16 protein-coding genes and 1 pseudogene are annotated in these 22,145 nt (G+C 64.6%); 5 read left to right on the forward strand and 12 right to left on the reverse strand.

The features are described from left to right. Window position 1: 1 nt before the first annotated feature. Window positions 2-3,085, reverse strand: a complete 3,084-nt coding sequence (locus C2R22_RS11825; RefSeq protein WP_103425931.1) for an FAD-binding and (Fe-S)-binding domain-containing protein — start codon at window positions 3,083-3,085, stop codon at window positions 2-4. A 110-nt stretch (window positions 3,086-3,195) separates the two neighbouring features. Here C2R22_RS11825 and C2R22_RS11830 point away from each other — a divergent pair, with 110 nt between their 5' ends. From C2R22_RS11830 to C2R22_RS11840, 3 genes are all read left to right on the forward strand, one after another. Next, entirely contained in the window at window positions 3,196-3,402 is a 207-nt protein-coding gene (locus C2R22_RS11830; protein WP_103425932.1) for a hypothetical protein, read from the forward strand. Window positions 3,403-3,471: 69 nt separating this feature from the next. Further along, complete coding sequence (locus tag C2R22_RS11835) at window positions 3,472-3,837, forward strand: VOC family protein (protein WP_103425933.1); 366 nt, start codon at window positions 3,472-3,474, stop codon at window positions 3,835-3,837. A gap of 222 nt (window positions 3,838-4,059) precedes the next feature. Beyond that, complete coding sequence (locus C2R22_RS11840; protein ID WP_103425934.1) at window positions 4,060-4,782, forward strand: fumarylacetoacetate hydrolase family protein; 723 nt, start codon at window positions 4,060-4,062, stop codon at window positions 4,780-4,782. 307 nt (window positions 4,783-5,089) lie between these two features. On the opposite strand, the gene C2R22_RS11845 is transcribed toward C2R22_RS11840, so the two are convergent. Next, a complete protein-coding gene (locus tag C2R22_RS11845; protein WP_103425935.1) occupies window positions 5,090-6,037 on the reverse strand; it encodes a D-2-hydroxyacid dehydrogenase in 948 nt (315 codons plus the stop codon). A gap of 155 nt (window positions 6,038-6,192) precedes the next feature. Between C2R22_RS11845 and C2R22_RS11850 the strand changes: the two genes are divergently transcribed. Beyond that, the gene (locus tag C2R22_RS11850) at window positions 6,193-7,590 is read left to right on the forward strand and encodes an NAD(P)/FAD-dependent oxidoreductase (protein WP_103425936.1); all 1,398 of its coding nucleotides are present in this window, start codon (window positions 6,193-6,195) and stop codon (window positions 7,588-7,590) included. 599 nt (window positions 7,591-8,189) lie between these two features. Here the strand turns inward: C2R22_RS11850 and C2R22_RS11855 are convergent. Genes C2R22_RS11855 through C2R22_RS11870 form a run of 4 tightly spaced genes read right to left on the reverse strand, consistent with a single transcriptional unit; the run spans window position 8,190 to window position 11,832 of the window. Then, window positions 8,190-8,600, reverse strand: coding sequence for a plastocyanin/azurin family copper-binding protein (locus tag C2R22_RS11855; RefSeq protein ID WP_103425937.1), 411 nt, complete (start codon window positions 8,598-8,600; stop codon window positions 8,190-8,192). 28 nt (window positions 8,601-8,628) lie between these two features. Further along, window positions 8,629-9,864 (reverse strand): ZIP family metal transporter, encoded by a 1,236-nt coding sequence (locus tag C2R22_RS11860; RefSeq protein WP_103425938.1) that lies wholly within the window; start codon window positions 9,862-9,864, stop codon window positions 8,629-8,631. After that, on the reverse strand, window positions 9,865-11,127 hold the full coding sequence (locus C2R22_RS11865; RefSeq protein ID WP_103425939.1) for a multicopper oxidase domain-containing protein: 1,263 nt from the start codon (window positions 11,125-11,127) through the stop codon (window positions 9,865-9,867). A 3-nt stretch (window positions 11,128-11,130) separates the two neighbouring features. Continuing rightward, window positions 11,131-11,832: a metal-dependent transcriptional regulator gene (locus C2R22_RS11870; RefSeq protein ID WP_103425940.1), complete on the reverse strand. Its 702-nt coding sequence runs from the start codon at window positions 11,830-11,832 to the stop codon at window positions 11,131-11,133. 726 nt (window positions 11,833-12,558) lie between these two features. On the opposite strand from C2R22_RS11870, the gene C2R22_RS11875 reads away from it, so the two are divergent. Then, the gene (locus tag C2R22_RS11875; RefSeq protein WP_103425941.1) at window positions 12,559-13,005 is read left to right on the forward strand and encodes a hypothetical protein; all 447 of its coding nucleotides are present in this window, start codon (window positions 12,559-12,561) and stop codon (window positions 13,003-13,005) included. Window positions 13,006-13,906: 901 nt separating this feature from the next. Here the strand turns inward: C2R22_RS11875 and C2R22_RS11885 are convergent. From C2R22_RS11885 to C2R22_RS11910, 6 genes and pseudogenes are all read right to left on the reverse strand, one after another. After that, window positions 13,907-16,102, reverse strand: a complete 2,196-nt coding sequence (locus tag C2R22_RS11885) for a heavy metal translocating P-type ATPase (protein WP_103425943.1) — start codon at window positions 16,100-16,102, stop codon at window positions 13,907-13,909. Window positions 16,103-16,229: 127 nt separating this feature from the next. Continuing rightward, the gene (locus tag C2R22_RS11890) at window positions 16,230-16,658 is read right to left on the reverse strand and encodes a universal stress protein (RefSeq protein ID WP_103425944.1); all 429 of its coding nucleotides are present in this window, start codon (window positions 16,656-16,658) and stop codon (window positions 16,230-16,232) included. A gap of 381 nt (window positions 16,659-17,039) precedes the next feature. After that, window positions 17,040-17,267: pseudogene (locus tag C2R22_RS11895) on the reverse strand (DUF7475 family protein); the annotation flags it as partial. A 211-nt stretch (window positions 17,268-17,478) separates the two neighbouring features. Then, window positions 17,479-17,856: a winged helix-turn-helix transcriptional regulator gene (locus C2R22_RS11900; protein ID WP_103425946.1), complete on the reverse strand. Its 378-nt coding sequence runs from the start codon at window positions 17,854-17,856 to the stop codon at window positions 17,479-17,481. 140 nt (window positions 17,857-17,996) lie between these two features. Beyond that, on the reverse strand, window positions 17,997-20,267 hold the full coding sequence (locus C2R22_RS11905) for an efflux RND transporter permease subunit (RefSeq protein WP_103425947.1): 2,271 nt from the start codon (window positions 20,265-20,267) through the stop codon (window positions 17,997-17,999). A 2-nt stretch (window positions 20,268-20,269) separates the two neighbouring features. Continuing rightward, the gene (locus tag C2R22_RS11910) at window positions 20,270-22,036 is read right to left on the reverse strand and encodes a COG1361 S-layer family protein (protein ID WP_162562469.1); all 1,767 of its coding nucleotides are present in this window, start codon (window positions 22,034-22,036) and stop codon (window positions 20,270-20,272) included. Window positions 22,037-22,145: the final 109 nt, after the last annotated feature.

A 22,145-nucleotide genomic window follows, 5' to 3' on the forward strand; every position in this document is an offset into this window, starting at 1 on the left:
CTCACCGGAGGGCGCGCGCGACCAGTTCGATGGGGTGGGGCGGGTGCTCCGACCCGTCGTCTCTGTCCCCGAGTTGTGACCGACACGACGCGCCGGGAGCCGTCACCTGCGTCCCCTCGCTGGCGTCGACCTGGTCGAAGAGGATGCGACCGATGGCTTTCGAGAGCGCGAAGTGTTCGCTCTCGTAGCCGAACGACCCGGCCATCCCACAGCACCCCGAGTCGAGCGGGTCGACCGCGTAGCCGACTCTCCTGAGCAGGCCGACGGCGTGGTGGTCCTTGTTGGTCGCCTTCTGGTTGCAGTGGCCGTGGTACGTGAGCGTCTCACTCGACTCGGCCGGCGGCGTCTCCAGCGCCTCGTCCAGGCGGTGGACGTCGAGGTACTCGCACACGCCGAAGGCGGCGTCGGAGACCTGTTCGACCCCCGGTCCAGAGAGCAGGTCGCGGTACTCGTCCTGGAACATCACGGCGTCGGAGGGTTCGACGAACACGACCGAAAAGCCCTCGCCGACTCGCTCTCGGAGACGCTCGACGTTCGCCTGCGCGCGCTCGCGGGACGTGTCGAGAAAGCCCTTCGAGTACGCCGCCCGTCCGGACGGTTCGAGGTCGGTCGGGACCTGTACGTGAACGCCCGCCGCCTCCAGCACCCGGACGGCGGCCTTCCCCGGTTCGGGGTACGAGTAGTTCGTGTAGGTGTCTGCGAAGAGGAGGACGCGGTGGTCGGCGTCGGACTCGGGGACCTGCGGGCCCCCGCGCGCCTCGAACCAGTCGACGAGCGTCTCGCGGGTGAACGTCGGGAGTTCGCGGTCCTTTGCGATACCGAAGACGGACTCCATCACCGTTCGCGCACCGGGCAGCTTCGTCGCCCAGTTCGAGACCGGAGCCAGGGCGCTCCCCCGACGGGACCACGAGTCGATGTCGGCGAACAGCCGTTCCCGCCGCGACGACCCCTCCCGCTGGTGGTACTGGTGTTTCACCTCGGTCTTGAGCTTCGCCATGTCGACGCCGGTCGGGCAGTCGGACTTGCAGCCCTTACAGCCGACACAGAGGTCCAGAATCTCCTCCTGGAAGCGCTCGGAGTACAGTTCCTCCTCGGGGAGGTCGCCGCTGATGGCCGCCCGGAGCATGTTCGCTCTGCCCCGGGTCGTCTGAATCTCCTCCTTCGACGCCCGGTAGGTGGGACACATGACGTCCGAACGGGTCTGTCGGCAGGTGCCACAGCCGTTGCAGAGTTCGACCAGGTGCGAGAAGCCGCCCTCGTCGGAGAAGTCCAGCGCCGTCTGTGGTTCCAGGGAGGCGTACTCCGCGCCGTAGCGGAGGTGCTCGCGCATGTCCGTCGGGTCGTCGTCGCGGAAGACGACCTTCCCGGGGTTCATGAGCCAGTCGGGGTCGAACGCCGTCTTCACCTGCTTGAACGCCGTCCAGAGCTCCTCGCCGTACATCTTGGGGTTGAACTCCGTCCGCGCGAGGCCGTCACCGTGCTCGCCCGAGAAGGCCCCGTGGTGTTCTAAGACGAGGTCCGTCACGGCGTCGGCGATGGCGTGCATCGTCTCGATGCCCTGTTCCTCCTTCAGCGAGAGGATGGGCCGGATGTGGAGCGTGCCGACGCCCGCGTGTGCGAAGTACGCCGCCGACGTGCCGTTCTCCTCCAGCACCTGCTCGAACTGCTGGACGTACTCGGCGAGTTCCTCCGGGGGAACCGAGGCGTCCTCGATGAACGGGTACGGCTTCGGGTCGCCCTCCATCGACATGAGGAGGGGAATCGCGGCCTTGCGGAGCTTCCAGATCCGTTCTTGCGCCTCGGGCGTGTACGCCTCGATAGCCGCGAAGGCAGTCGCCGCGGCGGGCGTCGGTGCCTGCCCCGCCGTCGCGCCGCCGTCGGTCTTACCGCTGTGCGTCCGCACCTCGCCGAGCAAGTCGGCCTCTTCCTCCAGGAAGTGTGCGTTCGTCTCGGCGATTGCGTCCTGGAAGTCGCCGTGGAGCTCCGAGTCGAACTCCAGCATGAGCGCCGCCTTCGTCTCCTCGGGGATGCCTTCGACGTACTGGGCGTACTCGGTCGACTCCGCCGCCAGTCTGAACACCTCGTCGTCCATCAACTCCACCGCGGACGCGCCGTAGTCGAGCGCCTCGGGGACGGCTCGCATCGCGTCGACGAGGTCGTCGAAGCAGTAGAGCACGAGCGCCGTCTCCTCCGGGCGGGTGACGAGACTCACCGTCGCCTCGACGACCACGCCCAGCGTCCCCTCCGCGCCCACGAGGAGCTTCGAGAGGTTGATACAGCGCTCGCCGGCGTCGTTCTCGTAGACGACCTTGTGGAGGTTGTACCCCGAGACGCATCGCTTCAGGGTGGGGTAGCGTTCCTCTATCTCCGCCTCGTTGTCCTCGACGACGCCCCGAACGATGCGGTAGATGTGTGATTCGAGGCCGCCCTGTTCGACGATGTCCTCGTACTCCTCGGAGTCGATGACGACCTCCCGGGTGTGGATGAGCGAACCGTCCGCGAGGACGACTTTCAGTTCCTCGGTGTAGGCGTCGGTGATCCCGTATCGGACGGAGTGCGCCCCGGTGGAGTTGTTGCCGATGCCGCCGCCGACGGTCGCCCGCGCCGACGAGGCGGGGTCGGGTGCGAACTTCAGCCCGTGCGGTTCGAGCGCGGTGTCGAAGTGGTCCTGCACGACACCCGGCTGGACCGTCGCTCGGCGGGCCTCGGAGTCGATGTCGAGTATCGAATCGAGGTGCCGCGAGAGGTCGAGCACGACACAGCCCGGACCGACCGCCTGTCCTGCGAGCGACGACCCGGCACCCCGCGGGAGGACGGGGACGCCGTGGCTCGTGGCCACGTCGACGGCCCGCTGGACGTCCTCGACGTCCGTCGGGAACACCACTCCGGCGGGACGCGCCCCGTAGATACTCCCGTCCGTGGCGTACAACACCTGTGCGTACTCGTCGAACTCGACGCCCCCGTCGACGGCGTCGCGCAGGTCGCTCGCGAGGGCGCGATACTCCTCGACGTCCGGCCGGTCGTGTCCGAGCGTCGCCGCCGATGTCTCCGGCGGCGGCTCGGATGTCGGGTCGTCGACAGCCATGACGAATCCGTTAGAGTAGTTCATGATAAAGCTGTGGTAACACGTTCCAGTGCCGTCCGTCGAGTCACGTGCCTGACAAACTTATCGTCCTACGGCGCGTTCTTCTCTCCATGAGCAACGTCACCTGGAGCCCGCTCGAAGCGGCGTACGACGACGACAACGAGAAGTGGTACGTTCTCCTGTACCGCGTCCGCGAGACGGATGCGGGCGACCGACACGAGTTCCGGACGGTCCGCGGCGACGCCACCACCGAGTTCGGCATCACCGAGCACAAGGAGGGCGAGCGACTCAACGTCACCGGCGGAGAGGAACTGTAGTCATCGGGCGGAGTAGACGGGGCGGACGATACCGGGCGGATTTATGCCGCCCTCTCAGAGAGTAGCCGCATGGCACCGTTCATCCACCTGTGTCTGAACGTGGCGGACGCCGACGAGAGCCAGGCCTTCTACGAACAGTTCGGCTTCGAGTACACGCGCTCGTTCGAACTCGGCGGGGCGGAGAACCGTTACGTCGCCGACGAGAACGGCATCGAACTCCAGCTAAAAGACGACCCCGCGGTCGACGAGGTCGAGGTCGGCGACGCGTGGGACCACCTCGCGCTCGGCGTCGACTCCGTGGACGACGAACTCGAACGGATCGAACACCACGGCATCGTGAACGGACCGATGGACGTCGAGCAGGCCGGCGCGCGCGTCGTCTTCTTCGAAGACCCCGACGGCCACGTCGTCGAACTCGTCGAGTCGCTCGACTGACCACCCGGTCCGAAGCTTCAAAACGGATGACGCGGCCACCTGCCGGTGTCCCCGACTCACCGGCCGGACGCGTCTCGCGGGTGCGCGGTACGCCGCGTCCGGAGCGACGGCGTACCGCCTGTTCGCACCTGTTCTCGAAAGCGGTGAGCCGTGGGTGGCCTCCGACGCGCACAGTCGGCGGGAAGCGACAGGCTTTCGACACGGAACCCTCGAAAGGGAGGCATGCGACTGGCGAGGGCACGGACGGACGACGGTGTCGTCCCGGGCGAGTATCGGGACGGGACGCTCGTGACCGGCGGCGACGAGTACGCGGTCGACGAGCACGAACTGCTCCCCCCGTGTGAACCGACCGCGCTGTACTGCGTCGGGCGGAACTACGCGGCGACGCTGGAGCAGATGGAATACGAACGGCCCGAGGAGCCGGACTTCTTCATCAAGCCGCCGGCGTCGCTTCTCGGCCACGAGGACCCCGTCGCGTACCCGCCGTTCACGGAGGAACTGACCTACGCTGGCGAACTCGCGGCTGTCGTCGACGTCGAGTGTCGCGACGTCGCGCCCGCGGACGTTCCCGACGTCGTGCGCGGCTACACCGTGATGAACGACGTCGACGCGCTCGACCAGCAGGGACGGACGGCTCGGAAGGCGTTTCGCGGGTCGGGACCGCTCGGGCCGTGGGTCGAGACGGACGTCGACCCGACGGCCATCGACATGCACACCGACGTCTCGGGCGAGCGCCGGCAGGACGCGAACACCGAACTGATGCTGTTCGGTCCGCACGAAGTCGTCTCGTTCCTCTCCCGGCGGTTCACCCTCCAGCCGGGTGACGTGGTCGCGTTCGGCAGCCCCGCGAATCCGGGGCTCATCGAACCCGGTGATTCCGTCGAAATTACCTACGAGGGCGTCGGGACGCTCCGCAACGAAGTCGTCGACGCGAGCGAGTGGTAGCCCGCCGGCGCTCGCCCGTCGACCACCGGAGCGGCTGCCGTCGTCACTCGCCGCCGAGACAGAGTTCGCAGGTCTTCTCGAGCGTAGCGAGTTCGCTGTCGGAGACGACCCGCTCCCGCCGGCGCGTCACTCCGACGTGAGTGTACAGACAGCTGGCACGGTGCCAGGTCCCCCGGCCGTCTGCACGAGGACGTGTCTCCCAGACGTACACTCTGTTATTTGTGAATGTGAAAAAAGACACTACCTGCCATATCAGGTTCGACGGGACTGAACCACCTGACTCCCGGGATTGACCGGGGAAGAGGGGTTAGACCACGCGATTCCGGAGGTCGTCGTCGCCGTCGTCGAGCCGTCTCACGTTCTCGGCGACGATGTCGGCGAGGCGTTCGTAGTATCGGGGCGTGTGACCGGCGTTGTGCGGGGTGATGAGGACGTTCCCGAAGTTCCACAGCGGGTGCTCTTCGGGAAGCGGTTCGGGATCGGTCACGTCGAGGGCCGCACCCCGGATGTGATTGCGCCGGAGCGACCGGACGAGCGCGTCCGTGTCGACGACGGGACCGCGCGCGACGTTCACGACGACGGCATCGGGCGGGAGCGTTTCGAGCGCCTCGTGGTCGACGAGTCCCTCGGTCGTGTCGGTGAGCGGGCAGGCGAGGACGAGGTAGTCGCTCTCCGAGAACGCGTCGTGGACGGCGTCGAAGCCGACTACTTCGTCCGTCGGGCCGCCCTTCTCGGGCGTGTACCGGACCCCGATGGTGTCGACGCCGAAGCCTTCGAGTCGGTCGACGACGGCCTCGCCGATGGCGCCGAGACCGACCACCGTCACCGTCGAGCCCTGGAGTTCGGACGCCTGGAAGGAGCGCCACTCGCGCGCCTGCTGTCGCTGCCAGGCGGTGTCGAACCGCCGGGTGAACGCGAGCATCGCGCCGACCACGTGCTCGGCGACGTTCGGACCGTGGACGCCGGCCGCGTTCGTCACGGCGACGCCCGCCTCGGCGAGTTCGTCTGTCGGGAGGTGGTCTGTCCCCGCGTAGGTGCAGGCGAACACCTCCAACCCGTCCTCGACGCGGGCGGGGTCGACGCGGTGGCCGGTGACGACGCGCGCGGCGAACGCCTCCTGTTCTTCCGCGGGCGTTCGTGCCAGAACGACCTCGTGGTCGGGGAGTCGTTCGCGGAGCGCCGCGACGTACTCGCTGGCGGGCATCCCGTGTACCTTCTGTCGAAGGACCGCAACGTCGGGTGGTGTGTCGGTCATACGCTGGCTTCGACAGGGGTGACCAAGAGTTCGTCCGAGGCGGCAGGGGTCGCCGTCTCCCGTCCCGACGCTCCTCTCGACGACGACTGACCGCGGGGACGGCCGACCGTCGGTAAAGAATGGAATTTAATACCGCCGCATCGACGAAACCGAGTATGGAACGCGTGGACGTGGCTATCGTCGGCGGTGGTCCGGCGGGGTCGGCGGCAGCACACGCCGCCGCCGAAGTCGGGGCGTCGGCCCTCGTGCTGGAGAAGGGGGTGCCGCGGGCGGACCGCCCCGAGCGGCTGGGACCGGACTCGACGGACGCCGCGGGCATCCTCGACTACTGGGTCGACATCATGGGCATCCATCCCGACGAGTTCCCCGAGGGGGTGCTCCTGCATCACCTCGACCGCGCGGAGTTCATCGGCCCGAACGAGTCGGTGACGATGCGCTCGACGGGAATCGAGTCGTCGTACGACCACTTCGGCTACTGTTTCAACCGGGCGCGCTTCGACGACTTCCTCCGCGACCGCGCCGAAGCGGAGGGTGCGGAGTACCGCGTCGGCGTCTCCGTCCGTAACGTCGAGACCGATGGTGACGCGAACGGCGGTGAAACCGACCCCCGACACGTCGTCACCACCGCCGACGGTGCGACCGTCGGCGCGGACTTCCTCGTGCTCGCCGACGGCCCACAGCGGACGGTAACCAACAGAGTGCTCGATCGTCTCGTCGACTTCGACATCACCGACCGTCTCGCCTCCACGAGGGCGAACCACATCGCCTACCAGGAACACCGCCGCTTCCCCGAGGAGGTGTACGAGGAGGTCTCCGGCGCCATCAAGTTCTGGTGGGGGTACATGCCGGGCCACACCGCCTACCCGTGGATCTTCCCGAACGACGACCGCGTGTGCCGTGTCGGGCTGACGATGCCCATCGGTCTCGATCTCTCGGAGGTAAAAGCGCGCGACAAGTACAAACTCCTCGAACCGGACGACGAGCGGATTCCCCAGGGGAAGGTGTACATCCGTCGCCTCCTCGAACGCGAGTACGGCGACGAGTACGACGTCGAGTCCGACTTCCCGCTCGTCGAAGAGCGGGGCAAGACGAAGGGGACCGAGACGTACCCCATCTCCTCGACACGCCCCATCGACTCGCCGGTCTCGTCGGGAATCGCCGTCGCCGGCGGCGCGATGGGTGCAACCTCGGCGTTCCACGAGGGCGGCGACCACGTCGCCGTTCGGACGGGCGCCATCGCCGGCCGACTCGCCGGCGAGGGCGACCTCTCGACGTACAACCGCGCGTGGAAGGGGGCGATCAACGACGAGATACTCCGGAACGTGGCGATGGCTGACATCGTCCACGACTACGGCCCCGACGACTGGGACCGGGCGTTCAAGACGGCGCGAAAACTCCAGACCGAGGAGGGAGGGTACCGTTCCCTGAGCGTCTCGAAGATGAGCGCGGGCGTGAGCGCAGCCAGGCTCGTCGGCACGTACAAGAAACGCAAGTTCAAGTTCCGAAACGGCAAGTACGTTCAGATCCGCGAGGACGAGTACCGCTCGGCCTGACGCCTCCGGGCCGCGAGCGGGACGTAATCTGTTTACGCCTCCGTCCCCTCCTTCGGGTACACACCGCAGTCCCCGCCCGAGCACGCCCACGAGGGCGCGATGACGCGCGGAGAACCCCGGTGTGGGACAGACGGGACCGCCCCTCCTGGTCACCCGACCGAACGTGGGCCGCCCGGCACGAGGGTTTCCCGGTCGACGCGGCACGCCGCCACGGGATGAGACCGGTCGTTAGTGTTCCGGGCGTACATTTTGAGTATGATATTAGAATTGTCTATAAATAATACACATCATTCCAGACACGATCTACCGTTGAAACTCTCCCCGTCCATAGTAACCGCTCTTCCCACCGAGTTTTCGAAACAGTCGATGATGGCGAGCCTGGAATGAAGTCTCCCGGGAGTACTGACATCTGTCAGCGCTGGATGACCGTGCTGAAGGGACGCGTATGGGCTATCGCTCGCTACCACCGGTTGTGCTGAGTGGTAGATACAGACGACGGACTTTCCCCGAGGCGCTCGGCAGATGAACATGTGGAATTAATGATATTTGACTGTGGTATTACCTATGACTGCCCCGTACGCGGAGTATGGGGGGACCCACTACTCGACGACAATCGTGCCAGTCATCCCTGAACTCTCGTGTGGGACACACACGTACTCGTAGGGTCCGGGGACCTCGAAGGTGTGTTCGTACGCGTCTCCTGAATCGAGCAGTCCACCACTGATGCCGTTTCGCGCAGCCGTCTCCGACTCGAAACCACCACTGGCGAAGTACGTCGCGTCGGGTGGAATCCGATCGTCGTAAGCGGTCACTGTGTGTCCGACTTCACTGTCGTTCGTCCATCTCACAGTGGTGCCAGCGCTGATCGTGAACCGCTTCGGGTCGAATTCGAAGTCTTCGGTCATCGAGACGCGCTTCACAGCGCCTGACTCACCGGTGGCTGAGCAGCCCGCAGAAACCGTCGCTGCGAGTGTTCCCCCACAGAGTCGGAGTACCTGTCGTCGGTTCATAGGTTACGTGACTGTTGGCCGAGGGGGATTAGAGTGCGACGAAGAGGTCGGTGGCGTACATCACGACGAGACCCACGAGGAACATGACGAGGTTCAGTGCAGACGCTGCCCGTCCATTCCGGCCCATCATCCCCCACAGTTCCCAGATGACCTGCAGGATTGCGCCCACGCCGATAGCGAGGAAGAACGCTCCGAGCGTCGGCGAGAACGCGAGGCTCCCGAGCCAGCCACCGAGGATCACGGGTGCGCCGGCGAGGAAGCCGAGCGCGAGGAAGTGCAGGACGCTCGGGCGCTCACCACGAGCCACGGGTGCGACAACAGCGGGTCCCTCGGTCACGTTGTGGAGCATGAAGCCGATGACGAGGAACGCACCAAGCGAGACCTGCCCGAGTGCGAACGAACTCCCGATGGCAAGTCCTTCGGCGAGGTTGTGCAGACCGATACCAAGTGCAACCAAGTACGCAATCCACAGACCACTCTGTGCGCGAGCGTCGCCCGCAGCAGCCCGACCCTTCCGCCATGCACTGACGGCTTGCACGGCGAGGAGTGCACCGATGATTCCCAGCGCAACCAGGGCAGTTCCCTCGAACGCGCCCGGCACCTGTTCACCGAGTTCGAACGCCTCGAACCCGGCGTCGATGGCGAGAAACGCGAGGATCCCAGCCGAGAAGGCGAGGATAGCGTGGAGCCACCGGTCGCTCATCGACTGCAGGAACGGGAACCACAGCATCCCGAGCGCGACGGGGATGACACCGACGAACAGGCCAATGATGGCCATCGTCAGCAAGAGGTCACCCGTCAGACCCGGTGACTGGCTCGGTGCTACGATAGTGTGGTGGACCGTAGCGCCATCCGAGAGCATCAGCGCAACGCCGAGGTCCCAGCCGGGGTTCCAGTGATACGGGATGACGACCCGTGCGCTCTCACGCGGTGCAAGGGTGTTATCACCCCCTGCTCCCTGTACCTCGAAATTCCAGTAGGCGTCGGCGACGAGAACCTGTGAGATCGTCACTTCACGTGGTCCGTTATTCGTGACGTGAAGGATAACTGTCTCGTCGTTCGGCAATGTCGTGTGCGTTACCGAGACGTCTGGGAGTGGTTCCCCGCCGGTGTCGAGCGACGCGAACGGCGTCGCCGCGAAGAAGCCACCCACGATGAGACCCAAGAGGAGAATCGGGAGGAGTGCTGCTACCCATCTGGGAAGTCCGAGTGGGCGCTCTGTCCGAGTGACGTTCGCTCCGCCGTCGGTGTTCGGTTTGCTCATTTAGACCACCTCGAAGAAGCTCATCCAGCCTAGTTCGGCGAACTCGGACTGGTGGGCGTGGAACATGTAGAGTCCCGAGTCGTGGTTGGAGTAGTCGAGTTCGATAATGCCGCGCTGTGCCTGACACTGCATGACCGTGTCGACGGTCCTGTTCGTGGGGAGCAGGGTCGTCCCGTGGTCGTAATAATCGAAGAACTGCGAGTGGGTGTGGAACGAGTTGATGAGGTCGAACTCGATGGCGTTGATGAGATATACCCGATGACGTTGGTTCTTGTCGATCTGAATCGGCCGCTTTGTCTCGCCCGCTTGCCAGTTGCCCTTCCCGTCAGTCTGGCCGACGCCGTAGGCGAATGCCCGCGTGTTGACGGCGTACACCTCGTTGTCGCCGTCGAAGTTAGTGTCGAAGCCGTTCATCACCATCACCATCTCGTTGACGGCGTCGTTCTCGGGATACTCGTGGTTCCGGCTCTTCGCCTCTGCGACGAGGTCTGCACGGAGTTCGTCGGTGATCTGTGAGCGGTGGAACTCACAGTACTCCTCTGGTTTTTCGGCGACGCGCTCCGGGTCGGGGTCGATGACGATAGCTCCGTACAACCCCCGATGGATGTGCTCTTTCAGGGGGAGCGAGTGGCAGTGGTAGAAATGGCTACCTGCCGGTTGGGCGATCCATTCGTAGGTGAACGAGTCACCGGTGTTGAGGACGCCCGGTCCATTGGTTGGGACCCCATCCATGTTCGGATTGAGGTTCCTGAGGTGTGGGTGGATGGTGTGGGCGTGCCGTCCGAGGTTCTCGAACGTGACGCGGATGAGATCCCCCTCGACGGCACGAATGGTCGGGCCGGGTACTTGACCGTTGTAGGCCCATGCCGGGAATTCGATGCCGGGGGCGATAGTGACGGTGGTATCGACCGCCTGAAAGGTGAACTCACGGACAGTTCGACCGTTCTCCTCGTAGATGTCCTGCGGGACGTTCTCCTGTTCGCCACGGCCCGTGTTGAACTGGTAGAGGAACTCGTGTGGGTCGAAGTCCGTGTCGCGATATTCTCCGGCCGCACCGAAATTCCCGTGTGAGTCATCTCCTGGACCATGGGACTCGTCGCTATCTGCCCGTCCGATCCCAGTGAGAACGGCGCTCCCTGCGAGACCAAGTCCCCCGAGAACTGCCCGTCGAGTGGTCTTGAAATCCGATTCGATCGAATCAACTAACCGTTGCTCCAATCTCTCTGACAACTTTGCTGCTTGTGAGTAATCTTGTGAAGGCATGTGTTACGCCTCGTTGTGCTGTCTGCGTTCGTTTTCAGCCCGTTCAGCAGGCCGTGATACGTAGATCTCTGCAGCGACCCCAGTTGGGAGCGAGAGCGGGTTCTCTGCCGCCCTCACTTCGCACGTGACCATCCCGAATGGTGCGATTTCGACCACTTCGAGTTCCGTTCCAAGCGATATCCCAGCGTTCGAAAGATACGACAGAACGTCTGTGCTGCTTTCTCGCACCTCAGAAACGACCGCGACCGTTCCCTCTTGACATTCCGCTAACAACTGCTGTGTCTCGCACTCGCGAATTTCGAGGTCAGCTGTAGGAATCGGTTCTCCATGTGGGTCTACCGCAGGCAACCCAAGGAGCACCTCGATTCGTTCGACTAGCGTCTCGCTCAGGTGATGTTCGAGTACGTCTGCTTCAGCGTGTACCGCTGCCCAATCGTATCCGAGCTCCTCGGTCAGGAAGAGTTCGAGTAGTCGGTGGTTGCGGAGCACTTTGAGTGCCCCCCTCTCACCACGCTCGGTGAGACGAGCGCCCTGATAACTCTCGTAGTGTACGAGACTCTCCTCGTCCATTCGTTGCAACATCGTCGTCACGGTTGGTGGTTTGACCCCTATCGCGGACGCAATTTCAGACGACGCGGCCGGGGTGTCTCCGTCCTGCAGACGGTATATCGCCTTCAGGCAATCTTCGAATTTTGGAGACACCATAACATATATTTTGACACCTCTAAATAAATAGTTTCTCATGACCACAGCGGTTTTGGATGTCACACTAACTGACACGGTTTGTGTCCAGCTTCGCTGAGTCGCCCGTTCACCCGACGAAAGGCAGAAACCGGGTGCCTACCCACATACGGGAGCCGTATCCTGCTGTAAGCCCACGTCGGCCGATACCTTCGATTGATTGTAGGTTCAGGAGCGGCACTCGCAGTGATAACGTAATCCGGAAAAATCGAATCAGTACGGGGAGTACAAGAGATTAGTTCGAGCCGTTGCTGAACTCCACTTCTGTATTCGGCAGGGGGATTTCTGACGACGTGTATAGCGGACCTCAACGTCAGCGACTCGTAATCCATCCGCACCGGGATGATAATAGAAGGAGATTGTATGTGCCACGTTCCGACTATTGTGCCGTATCTTCGGCGTTTACGACCAATTCGTTTGATTTCAGTTCCACCGGGCCGACTAGTAGAAACTCGCTCGGTAGTGTTCCGGGCGTACATTTTGAGCGCGGAGTAAAATCACCCGCAGTCGGTCCTTTATCACCGAAATCTCGGTACTACCCGATGATGACCAGCCTGGAATGAGATCTGTCGGGAGGAGTATTTCTGTCAAGTCCGTCCGGACTGAATACGCGATGCGTCTCTACCACGACCGCATCTCGGTGTCCGGAGAATCCATTACTGCGCAGCGACAATTTCAGACGACTCACTCATGGAGCCAGACCCCGTATTCCGTGAAGTACAGCGATTTCGTCAGCCGTGGCTCTGGGCACTGCTCGGGGGAATCGCCTTGTTCACGCTCGTGTTAGGACCCATCTCATGGCCGGGGCTCGTGGTCGTCGGTGCGACCGCTGCACTCCTCTACGGTCTCCGTCTCGAAACCGAAGTGAGGGTCGACGGCATCTATTTCAAAATGTGGCCCTTTCATCGGTCGTTTCGCCGAATCTCGTGGGCCGAGATAGAGCGCTACGAATCCAAACGGTACGGACCACTTCGTGAGTTCGGTGGCTGGGGCATCCGCTGGGCACCCGGAAAGATCGCGTACAACGTCAGTGGTAATCGGGGAGTCTGGATCGAGCGGACGACCGGGCGTGGAGTTCTCATCGGGTCACAACGCACCGAGGAACTCGTCGGGACCATCGACGAGGCGAGACGGTAACCTCTCTCGAAATCTTTCTCTCCCCCACCAGCGAACAGAGGAGACGATCACTCACCCGTGGTGACCACGCATCGCCTTCTCAGACCGGCCAAACTGGAAGTTCCTGCTTCGGGCACGGATTAATGCTGTCTGGATAACAACACGTATCCATGGGCCTCAGGCGGAATCTCTACGTCTCTGCGTTTGTCGGTGCGTCGTTATCGTACGTTTTCAACGTCTTGGCCATCACGGGCACGTTCGACGTGTTTCGGTGGGTTGTATTCGTGGTACTGTTCTTCGGGTTCACGTACGGATTCGAGAGGGTTCTGAGCCTGACTGAACTCTTGGAAGGTACATAATGGCAGAGAAAGTACAGGACTGGCGAATCGGACTCTTCGGCTTGTTCGGCTGACCGGCCTGCAGGCCTTCGCCCTGAACGAACCGCTCTGATTGTTCTATTTCGGTTTCTTCGGCTTCTTCTCGTACTTCCGGTACTACCGAGAGGAACTGAAGTATCTCGGGCTCCTCGGAGCTGTCGGTGTGTTATTGGCGATAGCCGGTGTGGTGGGAGTGTTTCCGGTGTGAGTGCGGTTACCTGATTCCTGCCGGGGGCACTGTCTTTCGATTAAGTTTGCTGTCAGTGCTGAACACAGGGCGCAAGTCGGCCAGTTCTACGCAGACGGCTTCGCCGAAGAGTCGGAAAGTGCGACACGGACGCTACTCTTTTGATACGATTATTCGACTTCTCATTCATGCCTTTTTGCGATGTTGCGGATACTTTCAGGTGTAGCCGCTGGGTTAGTCGTGACGCCACGCCCGTGACCCAGAATTGAATCCTCAGTTCGTATCCAGAGGAGTGGATTCTCACACCGCCTCCGACGTTTCGTCGGCAGGCCGGAAGTCCACGGACGAGCCCCCGACTTCAGTCGTGGGTCGACGACCCGCGAAAGCCGAGCAACCGTAGGCCGTTTAGCGAGACGAGAACCGTCGAGCCCTCGTGGCCGACCACCGCGAGTGGGAGCGGGATGCCTCGAAGGAGGATTGTGCCGACCATGAGAGCAATCGCGCCGAAAGCGATGGCGAGATTGATCGTGAGTGTCCGGCGGGTCCTGCGTCCGAGGCCGAGCACGTAGGGAATCTTGCTGAGGTCGTCGCCCATCAGTACCACGTCAGCAGTGTCGAGCGCGACGTCGGTTCCCGCGCCGCCCATCGCTATGCCGAGGGTTGCTGTGGCGAGCGCTGGGGCGTCGTTGACGCCGTCGCCGACCATCGCCACGTGCTCGTGTCGCTCGACCAGTTCCTCGATGGTCGCCACCTTTTCCTCCGGCAGCAGTTCCGCTTGCACTTCGTCGATGCCGACTTCGTCGGCGATTCGCCGTGCGACGCGTTCGTTGTCGCCCGTCAGCATGACGATGTGTTTCACGCCCAGCGAGCGGAGGTCGTCGATCATCTCGGCGGCGTCGGGGCGAACGGTGTCGATGAAGGCGAGCCACCCCAGGACGCTGACGTCGCCGCGACGCTCTCTGGCGACGAGGACGCTCGTTTTCCCGTCTTCCTCTAACGTTTCGAGGCGGTCAAGGCCCGGTTCGAGACCGTCGATTACCGCGTCCCCGAGAACGGTCTGGAAGTAACTACGGTTCCCAATGTGGGTAGTTTGGCCGTCGACGTCGGCTTTGACCCCTTTCCCGGCGACTGACTGAAACCGCTCGGCGTCAGCGACGTCGAGTGACCGGGCGGCTGCCGCCCGCACGGTCGCACGAGCGAGGTGATGCTCCGAGCGAGCCTGCACTGCGGCCGCGATGGAGAGCAGGGCGTCCTCGGTCAGTGTGTCGTCCGCCGTCCCGTCACGGACGAATACGTCGGTCAACTGCGTGTCGCCCCGTGTGAGTGTACCGGTCTTGTCGAAGGCGACCGCGTCGATGCGTGCTGCGGTCTCGACGTGTTCGCCGCCTTTGAACAGCACGCCCTGCCGGCCCCCGGAGGCGATCGCCGAGAGGACTGCCGCGGGCGTCGAGATGATGACTGCACACGGCGAGGCGGCTACCATGAGTGTCATCGCGCGGTAGAACGTCCCCGTGAATTCGCTCCCGAGTGCGACCGGGAGTGCGATGGCTGCGATTGTGAGTACGAACACGCCGAGGACGTACGGTTGTTCGAGCCGGTCGATGAGTCGCTGTGTTGGGGCCTTTTCGCTCTGGGCGCGTTCGACCATGTGGATGAGGCGGCTAATCGCCGATTCGTGGGCCTGCCGTGTGACTTCGATTTCGAGACTTCCGCTCTCGTTGATCGTGCCGCCGAACACCTCGTCGCCAGGTTCCTTCGGGACGGGGACGGACTCGCCGGTGAGCGAAGCCTGATCGACCGTTCCCTCACCGGACGTAACGACGCCGTCGAGCGGAATCCGATCACCGGGGCGGACGACGAACACGTCACCGACGGCGACGTCGTCGATGGGCACAGTGACTTCTTCGCCGTCACGAAGCACCTGCGCTTCGTCCGGTCGCATCTCGACGAGGGACTTGATCGCCCGGCGCGAGCGGCCGATAGCGTAGTGTTGGAGCGTGTTCGAGAGCGAGAACAGGAAGAGGAGCATCGCACCCTCGAACGGGGCCCCAATCGAGAGCGCGCCGAGTGCGGCGACGATCATCAACAGGTCGATATCGACCGCACGGTGGCGGAGCGTCTGGATGGCCCCCTTGAGCCCGTACCACCCACCGAAGACGTACGCGACGCCGTAGCTGGCCCACACGAGGAGCGGCGGTCCGTTGAGCCACCCTGTCGCCAAGCCGGTCACCATGCCGACCAGCGTCAGTCCGACGAACACTACCTCCCGTCTGAGTTCCGAGCGGGTGGTCACCTCGTCGGCATCGGTGTCGCGCTCGCCTTGGATCGAGACGTTCCGGTCGCGGACCGCGTCTCGAAGCCCTTCCTCTGAGGTGATGCTCTCGTCGTAGGTGATTCGAACGCTCCCCGTTCGGAACGAGACATCGACGTCGTGGACGCCGGGTGTGTCACGCAGCTGTCGTTCAAGTGCTCGCGCTCCCGCTTCGCCGCGACCGCCTCGCCGTTTGATCTGGACGGTACACGTCGATAACGGAGGTGATTCAGTAACGGTCACGCGACCTCTCCGTACCGTGTGTGTTGATTTTGCATTGTGGGTCCCTCACTGTGTCCTCGTCTGACTGCATGCGAGAGCGGGTCCGCGATACTCTGGGGCGCCTTCCCGTCCCTCCGGGTCGAACGACTCAACTGATGATCGTCACCGGAATCCGTGCTCGGCGGGTGACTGTCTCCGCGACGCTCCCGAGGAGCGTACGGTCGAATCCTGAGCGGCCGTGGCTGCCCATGACGATCTGATGGATGTCGTGGCCGTCGGCGTATTCAAGGATCGCTCGTGCCGGTTTACCGACCTCCGTGACGGTATGGAGTTCGGTATTCCGTTCCGCCGCGAGGTCCGTGGCCATCGTGTGGATTCTGGTTGCTTCTTCTTTCGCGTTCTCGAACCAGTCGTCGGCGACTGGTAAGCCGCCAGCCTCTACGTCGATAACCGAGTCCACCGGATTGATGACGTAAATCGATGTGATGGGTGCGTCCGGGAAGGTCTCGATAGCGTATGTGAGCGCCCGCTCCGAAAGCGGAGAGCCGTCGAAGGCGACGAGAACGTTGGCAGACATGAGTGGAGGTTCGTGGTGAATTAAAATGAACGTGCTGCTCCCCAGATTGCGTGACGGTGAGTCGTCGGAAAGAGAACGGGCAGGAGAGTCGGGTTGCAGGAACTCACTCGTCTGGCTTCGGCAGTTGAACGCCAATCGGTTTGGCGACCACACCCCTCGATTTGGCTGTATCGTCTGTCGAGTTACTCTCACCGGCAGCATCGTTCGACAGAAGTACTGACACTCGCTCAACCCAGTCTCCAGCAACTGGTTTCTGCCGACGAGTATCGAATGCAGCGGACTTAGTGTGTTACGGTTTAGAGATCAGGCCAACCGGCTTCAGTTCCACCGAGCCTACTAGTAGATTCCCGTCCGGTAGTGTCCCGGGCGATGCCTCCACGTCGCGAGCGCGAAGGGGATGGCGATGAGGTAGAACTCGCGGCGCCAGTACTTCGTGAGGTAGGCCGCGATTCCACCGAGGAATCCCAGCCCTGCGAGGACGAACGGGGTCCCCCGCGTGGAGGTGAACTGCAGCACCACCGGTGTCAGTGAGAGGGGGACGGACGTCGATGCGAGTGCGCCGAGGATACCGACGTACGGGACGACGCCGGACGGCAAGCCGGTGACCAGCGGTTTCGTGGTGGTCGACGTGAGTTCGTACGGGCGTCTCGTCGCGCAATCGGGGCATACGGATTCGCCGAGGTTAGGCACAGATCTCACAGAATTCGCCCGATACCGATGCCGAGTGAACGGATACTTCGTTGCGGTCGGACGGACTCGGGATGCTGCCGGCTGAATCGGTCACACCGACTGTCCGCCTCGCTCGGCGGTGACCACTCGGCTAGCGGTCCTTCCCGGCGTCTTCAGCCGTCTCGACCGCTTCGGCGTACCGTTCGGTCCAGTCGGCGACGGCGTCCATGACGTGCTTCAGTTCCCTCCCGGGTTCGGTCAGGGAGTACTCGACCCTGACGGGCCTGTCGTCGACGACGCGGCGGTCGACGAGGTGACACGCCTCCAGGTTCTGCAGCGATTCCGAGAGCATCTTGTCGGAGATGCCGTCGATTTCCTCGCTCAGTTCGCTGTACCGCATCGAGTCGTGGAACAGCAGGTGCTCGATGATGACCCGCGTCCACTTGCGACTGATGAGTTCGATGACCTCCGCGACGACGGAGTCGCCGTGAATCGCTGGGTCGAAGACGAACTCTCGGTCCCTGCTCATCCTCGATGGGACAAGGGATGGAACGGGGTTATATCTTGTCTGCGCTTCGCGGGCCTCGCTCGAATCTCACGGCCCGACGGAACGGAACGGAACCATCGGGCCACACCGAACGGATGTGTGACCGCCGAGCGGTGGTGACGTCAGTCGCCGCCGGCGGAAGCGTTCACACGGTCGTCACGTCCCCAGCGCCCGTGGACCGCACCCCACGCCTCGTCGAGGACGACGAGCGTCGGCGGGAGCGTGAGCACCGACGCGACGAGCGTCAGCAGGATGACCCCGACCGTCAGGTAGCCGAAGTCGCTGAGGATCGGGAACGGCGAGAGCACGAGCGCGGAGAAGCCGAACACGGTGGTGAGTCCGGAGACGGTGATGGCCGACCCGACGCGTCGCGAGGCGACGTCGGCCGCCTCGACGGGCGAGGCGCCGCGCTCGCGCTCCTCGTAGTACCGCTCCATCACGACGACGGTGTACTCCGCGCCGATGCCGACCGTGAGCGCCCCGAGCGACGCTCCGAGCGGTGAGACGGGGACGTCGAAGCCCGCCATGAACAGTCCCTGCCAGCCGACGACGAACAGCATCGGGACCAGCGGCGCGGTCGCCTTCACCGGATGCCGGTAGTAGACGAGGAGCAGGCCGAAGACGAACGCGAGCCCGAGCCCCGTGATACGGTCGCGGCTGGTCACCTGCCCGTAGGTCAGCCGCTGGGAGAGGACAGCGTCGCCGGTGAGTTCGGCTTCGACACCGGGTGGTGGCCGGCTCAGGGCGACGGCCTCCTGAACGTTCTCCCCGAAGGCGAGCAGCCGCTCGGTCGAGAGGTCGCGCTCGGAGACGACGACGATTCTCGCCGCGCCGTCGTTGTAGAACTGTACCCGCTGTTCGTCCGGCACTCGGTCGAGCACGCGTTCGACGCCGGCCTCGGTGCGCGGGAGTTCGCCCCCGTTCGCCCGACGGACTGCCTCCGCGGGCGTCTGGACGTCCCGAACCTCGTCGATTCCGGTGGCGGCCGCATCGAACTCTTCCATCCAGCGCAGCGTCGTCGGGTGGGTGAGGTCGCTCCCGCTCACGTAGACGCTGAACCGGACGTCGCTACCGCCGCCGGTCTCGGCGCGGAAGGCGTCGAGGTCGAGCCGCGCGGGCAGGTCCGGCGGGGAGAACTCCTCGCTGTCGGCGAGGACGTCGAGGTCCTCGCTCGCGTAGAGGCCGCCGGTCATCAGGAGGCCTGCAACGAGGAGGACGGCCGCCGGGTTGCTGGCGGTGGTGACCGCGAGGGGGCCGAGCAGGCTCGCGATGAGTCCGTCGTCCGTCTCGGGACGTGCGTCCGCCCGCGGCGGCCGGTCGTTCGCGGTCGACTCCTTCGTCGAACCGCTCGACCCCTGCCGCCGGGCGTACAGGGTGAGAAGCGGCAGCAGGACGAGGATCGCTGTCGCGAACGTCAGCAGGACGCCGACGATGGACGCTTGGGCGAACCAGACGAACGCCGGACTCTCGCTGGTCGTGAGCCAGGTGGCGGCGAAGCCGAGCGCCGCCGCGAGCATCGCAACCGTCACCGCCGGGCCGATACCGGCGAGCGCCCTCGGGAGCGCCTCGCGTGGGGGCGCGGATTCGAGTTCCTCCGTGTAGCGCTGGTGGAACTGGACGGAGTAGTCGATACCGAGACCGACGAGGATGGGGAACACCGCTGACGTCAGCGTGGAGTTCGGAACCCCGAGGTAGCCCATCGCCCCCAGCGTGTAGACGATGCCGACGAAGACGGCGACGATGGGGAGCAGTCGGAGGGGGACGCCCCGGAAGAGGACGAGCAACGCGACGACCATCAGCCCGACCGCCAGTCCGAGGAGCGTCCGCGTCGACTCCTGGATGACGCGCGTGAGTTGGGCCGTGAACGCCGGTGACCCGGTGACGACCGGGTCGACGCCGGCCGGGAACGACGCCCACGCGACGGCCTCGACCGCGGCGTCGTAGATGACCGTCTCCTCCGCCTGGCTCGTGTCGGTCGTCGGGACGATGGTGATGATCGTCGACTCCGGCGTGCCGACCGCCGCTTCGATGCGTGCGCTCGAGCCCGGAACGTACCCGTACCGGGCGCGGACCTCGTCTGCGGGCGTCACGACGTCCGTGACCTCTCTGACGTCGGACATCCGGCGGTCGAACCGGTCGATGGCGCGCATCGTCGCCGGGTCGGTGACGTCGCCGCGTATCAACACCACGAGAGACCCGCGCTGGAAGTCGTCCTGGTACGCGGCGTACGTCCGGTCCGCGGGCGTGAACGCCGCCGTCCCCGAGACGGTCTGTAGCCCCGTCGCCCCGACGACGGCGGCGCCGACGAGCAACACGGCGAACAGTAGCGTCGCGACCGGCCGCGCCTGAATCTGCCGGCCGACGGCGCGGAACGGCGGTTCGAGTCGGCTCATCGTCAGTCCCTGCGCCAGATGTAGACGCCGCCGGCGAGGACCGCAACACCGAGTCCGAAACCGACGTACGTCAGCGGCAGTCCGCCGGACGACGGCGACACCGGAACGCCGATTCGGAGGTCGTCCGCGAGCGCCGTATCGCCGTCTTGGTCCTCGTATCTGATCTCGACGCTCCCGGCGTACGCCTTCGCCCGAGCACTGTCGGCGGCGGCGACCCCGAACGTCAGCGTCGTCCGCTCACCGGGTTCGAGCCGACCGACGAACGCGCCGTTGTCCGGTGCGCTGAGCGGGTCGTTCACGAACAGTTTCGCGTTCGCGTCGGTCACGGGGCTGTCGCCGGTGTTCTCGACGGTCACCCGCAGCGTCGCCGAGCCGCCGGCTCTGACGGACGTCTCGACGCCGACGACTGCGAACGCGTCTCGCTCCGGGCCGACCTCGACGCTGCGTCGGACGGGAGTCGTCGACCGGCGGAGGTCGCCGTCGGCGTTCTCGTACTCCACGAGGAAGCGCAGCGTCTGCGACCCGGGTTCGGCGTCCTCGGAGACGGCCAATCTGAACGTCACCGGCCGCGACTCACCGGGCGCGAGGGTGCCGACGCTCGACTCGGCACTCGTCACGACGACGGGTCCGGGGCCGCCGCTCGACGCTGGTGCGCCCGCCCCCCTAGCCTGTCCACCGGCGCCCCCCGGCGAGTCGCCGAGCACGGAGCCACTGCTCCCGACGGCCAGTCTGACGACGGCGTTCGTCGCCGGCGCGGGGCCGTGGTTGACGACGTCGCCCGTGACGACGACGTCGTCCTCGCCGACGCGGAGCCGTTCGGTCTGCAGGTTCTCTACCGAGAACCGTCGCTCGGCACCGACGGTAACCTCGGTCGAGAGCGGGTCCGACACCGTGCGGACGCCGTTGTCGTTCTCGTACGTCACGCGCGCCTCGATGGGGTACGTTCCCGGTGTCGTCTCGGAGGTGGCGCCGACCTCGAACGTCGCCGTGGTCGAGGCGCCGGGCGCGAGTTCGGCGACGAACGTCGTCGCCGACGGCTGTGGGTTCGACTGCGGACCGAAGTACACCGACGGCGACTTCGAGGAGAGTTCGACCGTGGCGTCCCGCGCCGTCTGCCACCCCGCGTTGGTGACCGTCATCGTCACCGACCCGGTGTCGCCGGCGAAGAGGTTCTCTGCCCCGTCCGATTCCACGCGAAAGCGCGGCTCGCTATCGACGACGACGTCGACGGACACAACGCGCTCGCGGAACGAGTCCGAAAAGTCGGGGTTCCCGTACCCCGGCGGGGACTGCGTCGGTTCGTACGTGACGAGTCGCGTATAGTCGTACGAGAGCCGAATCGGGATCCGGTAGGTCCCCGGCTGCAACGCCTCGCCCGTCTCGACCTCGAACGTCGCCGTCGCCGGACGGTCGGTCCCGACCGAGCCGAGCACCACGTCGCCGCTCTTGAACTCGATGGGCGCGTCGACGCGCGATTCGAGCACGGACACTCGGACGTTCCGCGCGGTGGTCACCCGTTCGGTCAGCGCTGCCGGGCCGCCCTGGCGGACCTCGCCGCCGTTCGAGAGCACGACCGTCAGGCTGCCGCGTTCGCTCGGTGCGAGTCGGTTGTCCGGCGCCGAGACGTCGAGGTCGGGCCGGCCGATGACCTGTTCTTCGGGCGTCGCGGCGGCCACGACGCCGGTCAGTACCGAGGACACGAGGACGACCGACAGGAGAACCGCCACGGTTCGTGGGCCCGCCGAACGGGTCGCGTCGGAGCGGTTCACCGGCCACCTCCCCAGCGGGCGACTGGACGTCGCGCGGGCCGGACCCGCTCGAAAGAGTTGTCGGTGCCGACTGGTTCCGACCGAGCCTCTCGACTCGACTGTCTCTCGC

Source organism: Salinigranum rubrum (genome assembly GCF_002906575.1).
Lineage (GTDB): Archaea > Halobacteriota > Halobacteria > Halobacteriales > Haloferacaceae > Salinigranum > Salinigranum rubrum.

Coding starts and splice junctions, on each gene's coding strand:
- C2R22_RS11900 (WP_103425946.1), bottom strand. CDS start 17,856: ATGAGCAGGGACCGAGAGTTCGTCTTCGACCCAGCGATTCACGGCGAC.
- C2R22_RS11830 (WP_103425932.1), top strand. CDS start 3,196: ATGAGCAACGTCACCTGGAGCCCGCTCGAAGCGGCGTACGACGACGAC.
- C2R22_RS11845 (WP_103425935.1), bottom strand. CDS start 6,037: ATGACCGACACACCACCCGACGTTGCGGTCCTTCGACAGAAGGTACAC.
- C2R22_RS11870 (WP_103425940.1), bottom strand. CDS start 11,832: ATGGTGTCTCCAAAATTCGAAGATTGCCTGAAGGCGATATACCGTCTG.
- C2R22_RS11860 (WP_103425938.1), bottom strand. CDS start 9,864: ATGAGCAAACCGAACACCGACGGCGGAGCGAACGTCACTCGGACAGAG.
- C2R22_RS11850 (WP_103425936.1), top strand. CDS start 6,193: ATGGAACGCGTGGACGTGGCTATCGTCGGCGGTGGTCCGGCGGGGTCG.
- C2R22_RS11875 (WP_103425941.1), top strand. CDS start 12,559: ATGGAGCCAGACCCCGTATTCCGTGAAGTACAGCGATTTCGTCAGCCG.
- C2R22_RS11855 (WP_103425937.1), bottom strand. CDS start 8,600: ATGAACCGACGACAGGTACTCCGACTCTGTGGGGGAACACTCGCAGCG.
- C2R22_RS11890 (WP_103425944.1), bottom strand. CDS start 16,658: ATGTCTGCCAACGTTCTCGTCGCCTTCGACGGCTCTCCGCTTTCGGAG.
- C2R22_RS11835 (WP_103425933.1), top strand. CDS start 3,472: ATGGCACCGTTCATCCACCTGTGTCTGAACGTGGCGGACGCCGACGAG.
- C2R22_RS11905 (WP_103425947.1), bottom strand. CDS start 20,267: ATGAGCCGACTCGAACCGCCGTTCCGCGCCGTCGGCCGGCAGATTCAG.
- C2R22_RS11825 (WP_103425931.1), bottom strand. CDS start 3,085: ATGGCTGTCGACGACCCGACATCCGAGCCGCCGCCGGAGACATCGGCG.
- C2R22_RS11865 (WP_103425939.1), bottom strand. CDS start 11,127: ATGCCTTCACAAGATTACTCACAAGCAGCAAAGTTGTCAGAGAGATTG.
- C2R22_RS11840 (WP_103425934.1), top strand. CDS start 4,060: ATGCGACTGGCGAGGGCACGGACGGACGACGGTGTCGTCCCGGGCGAG.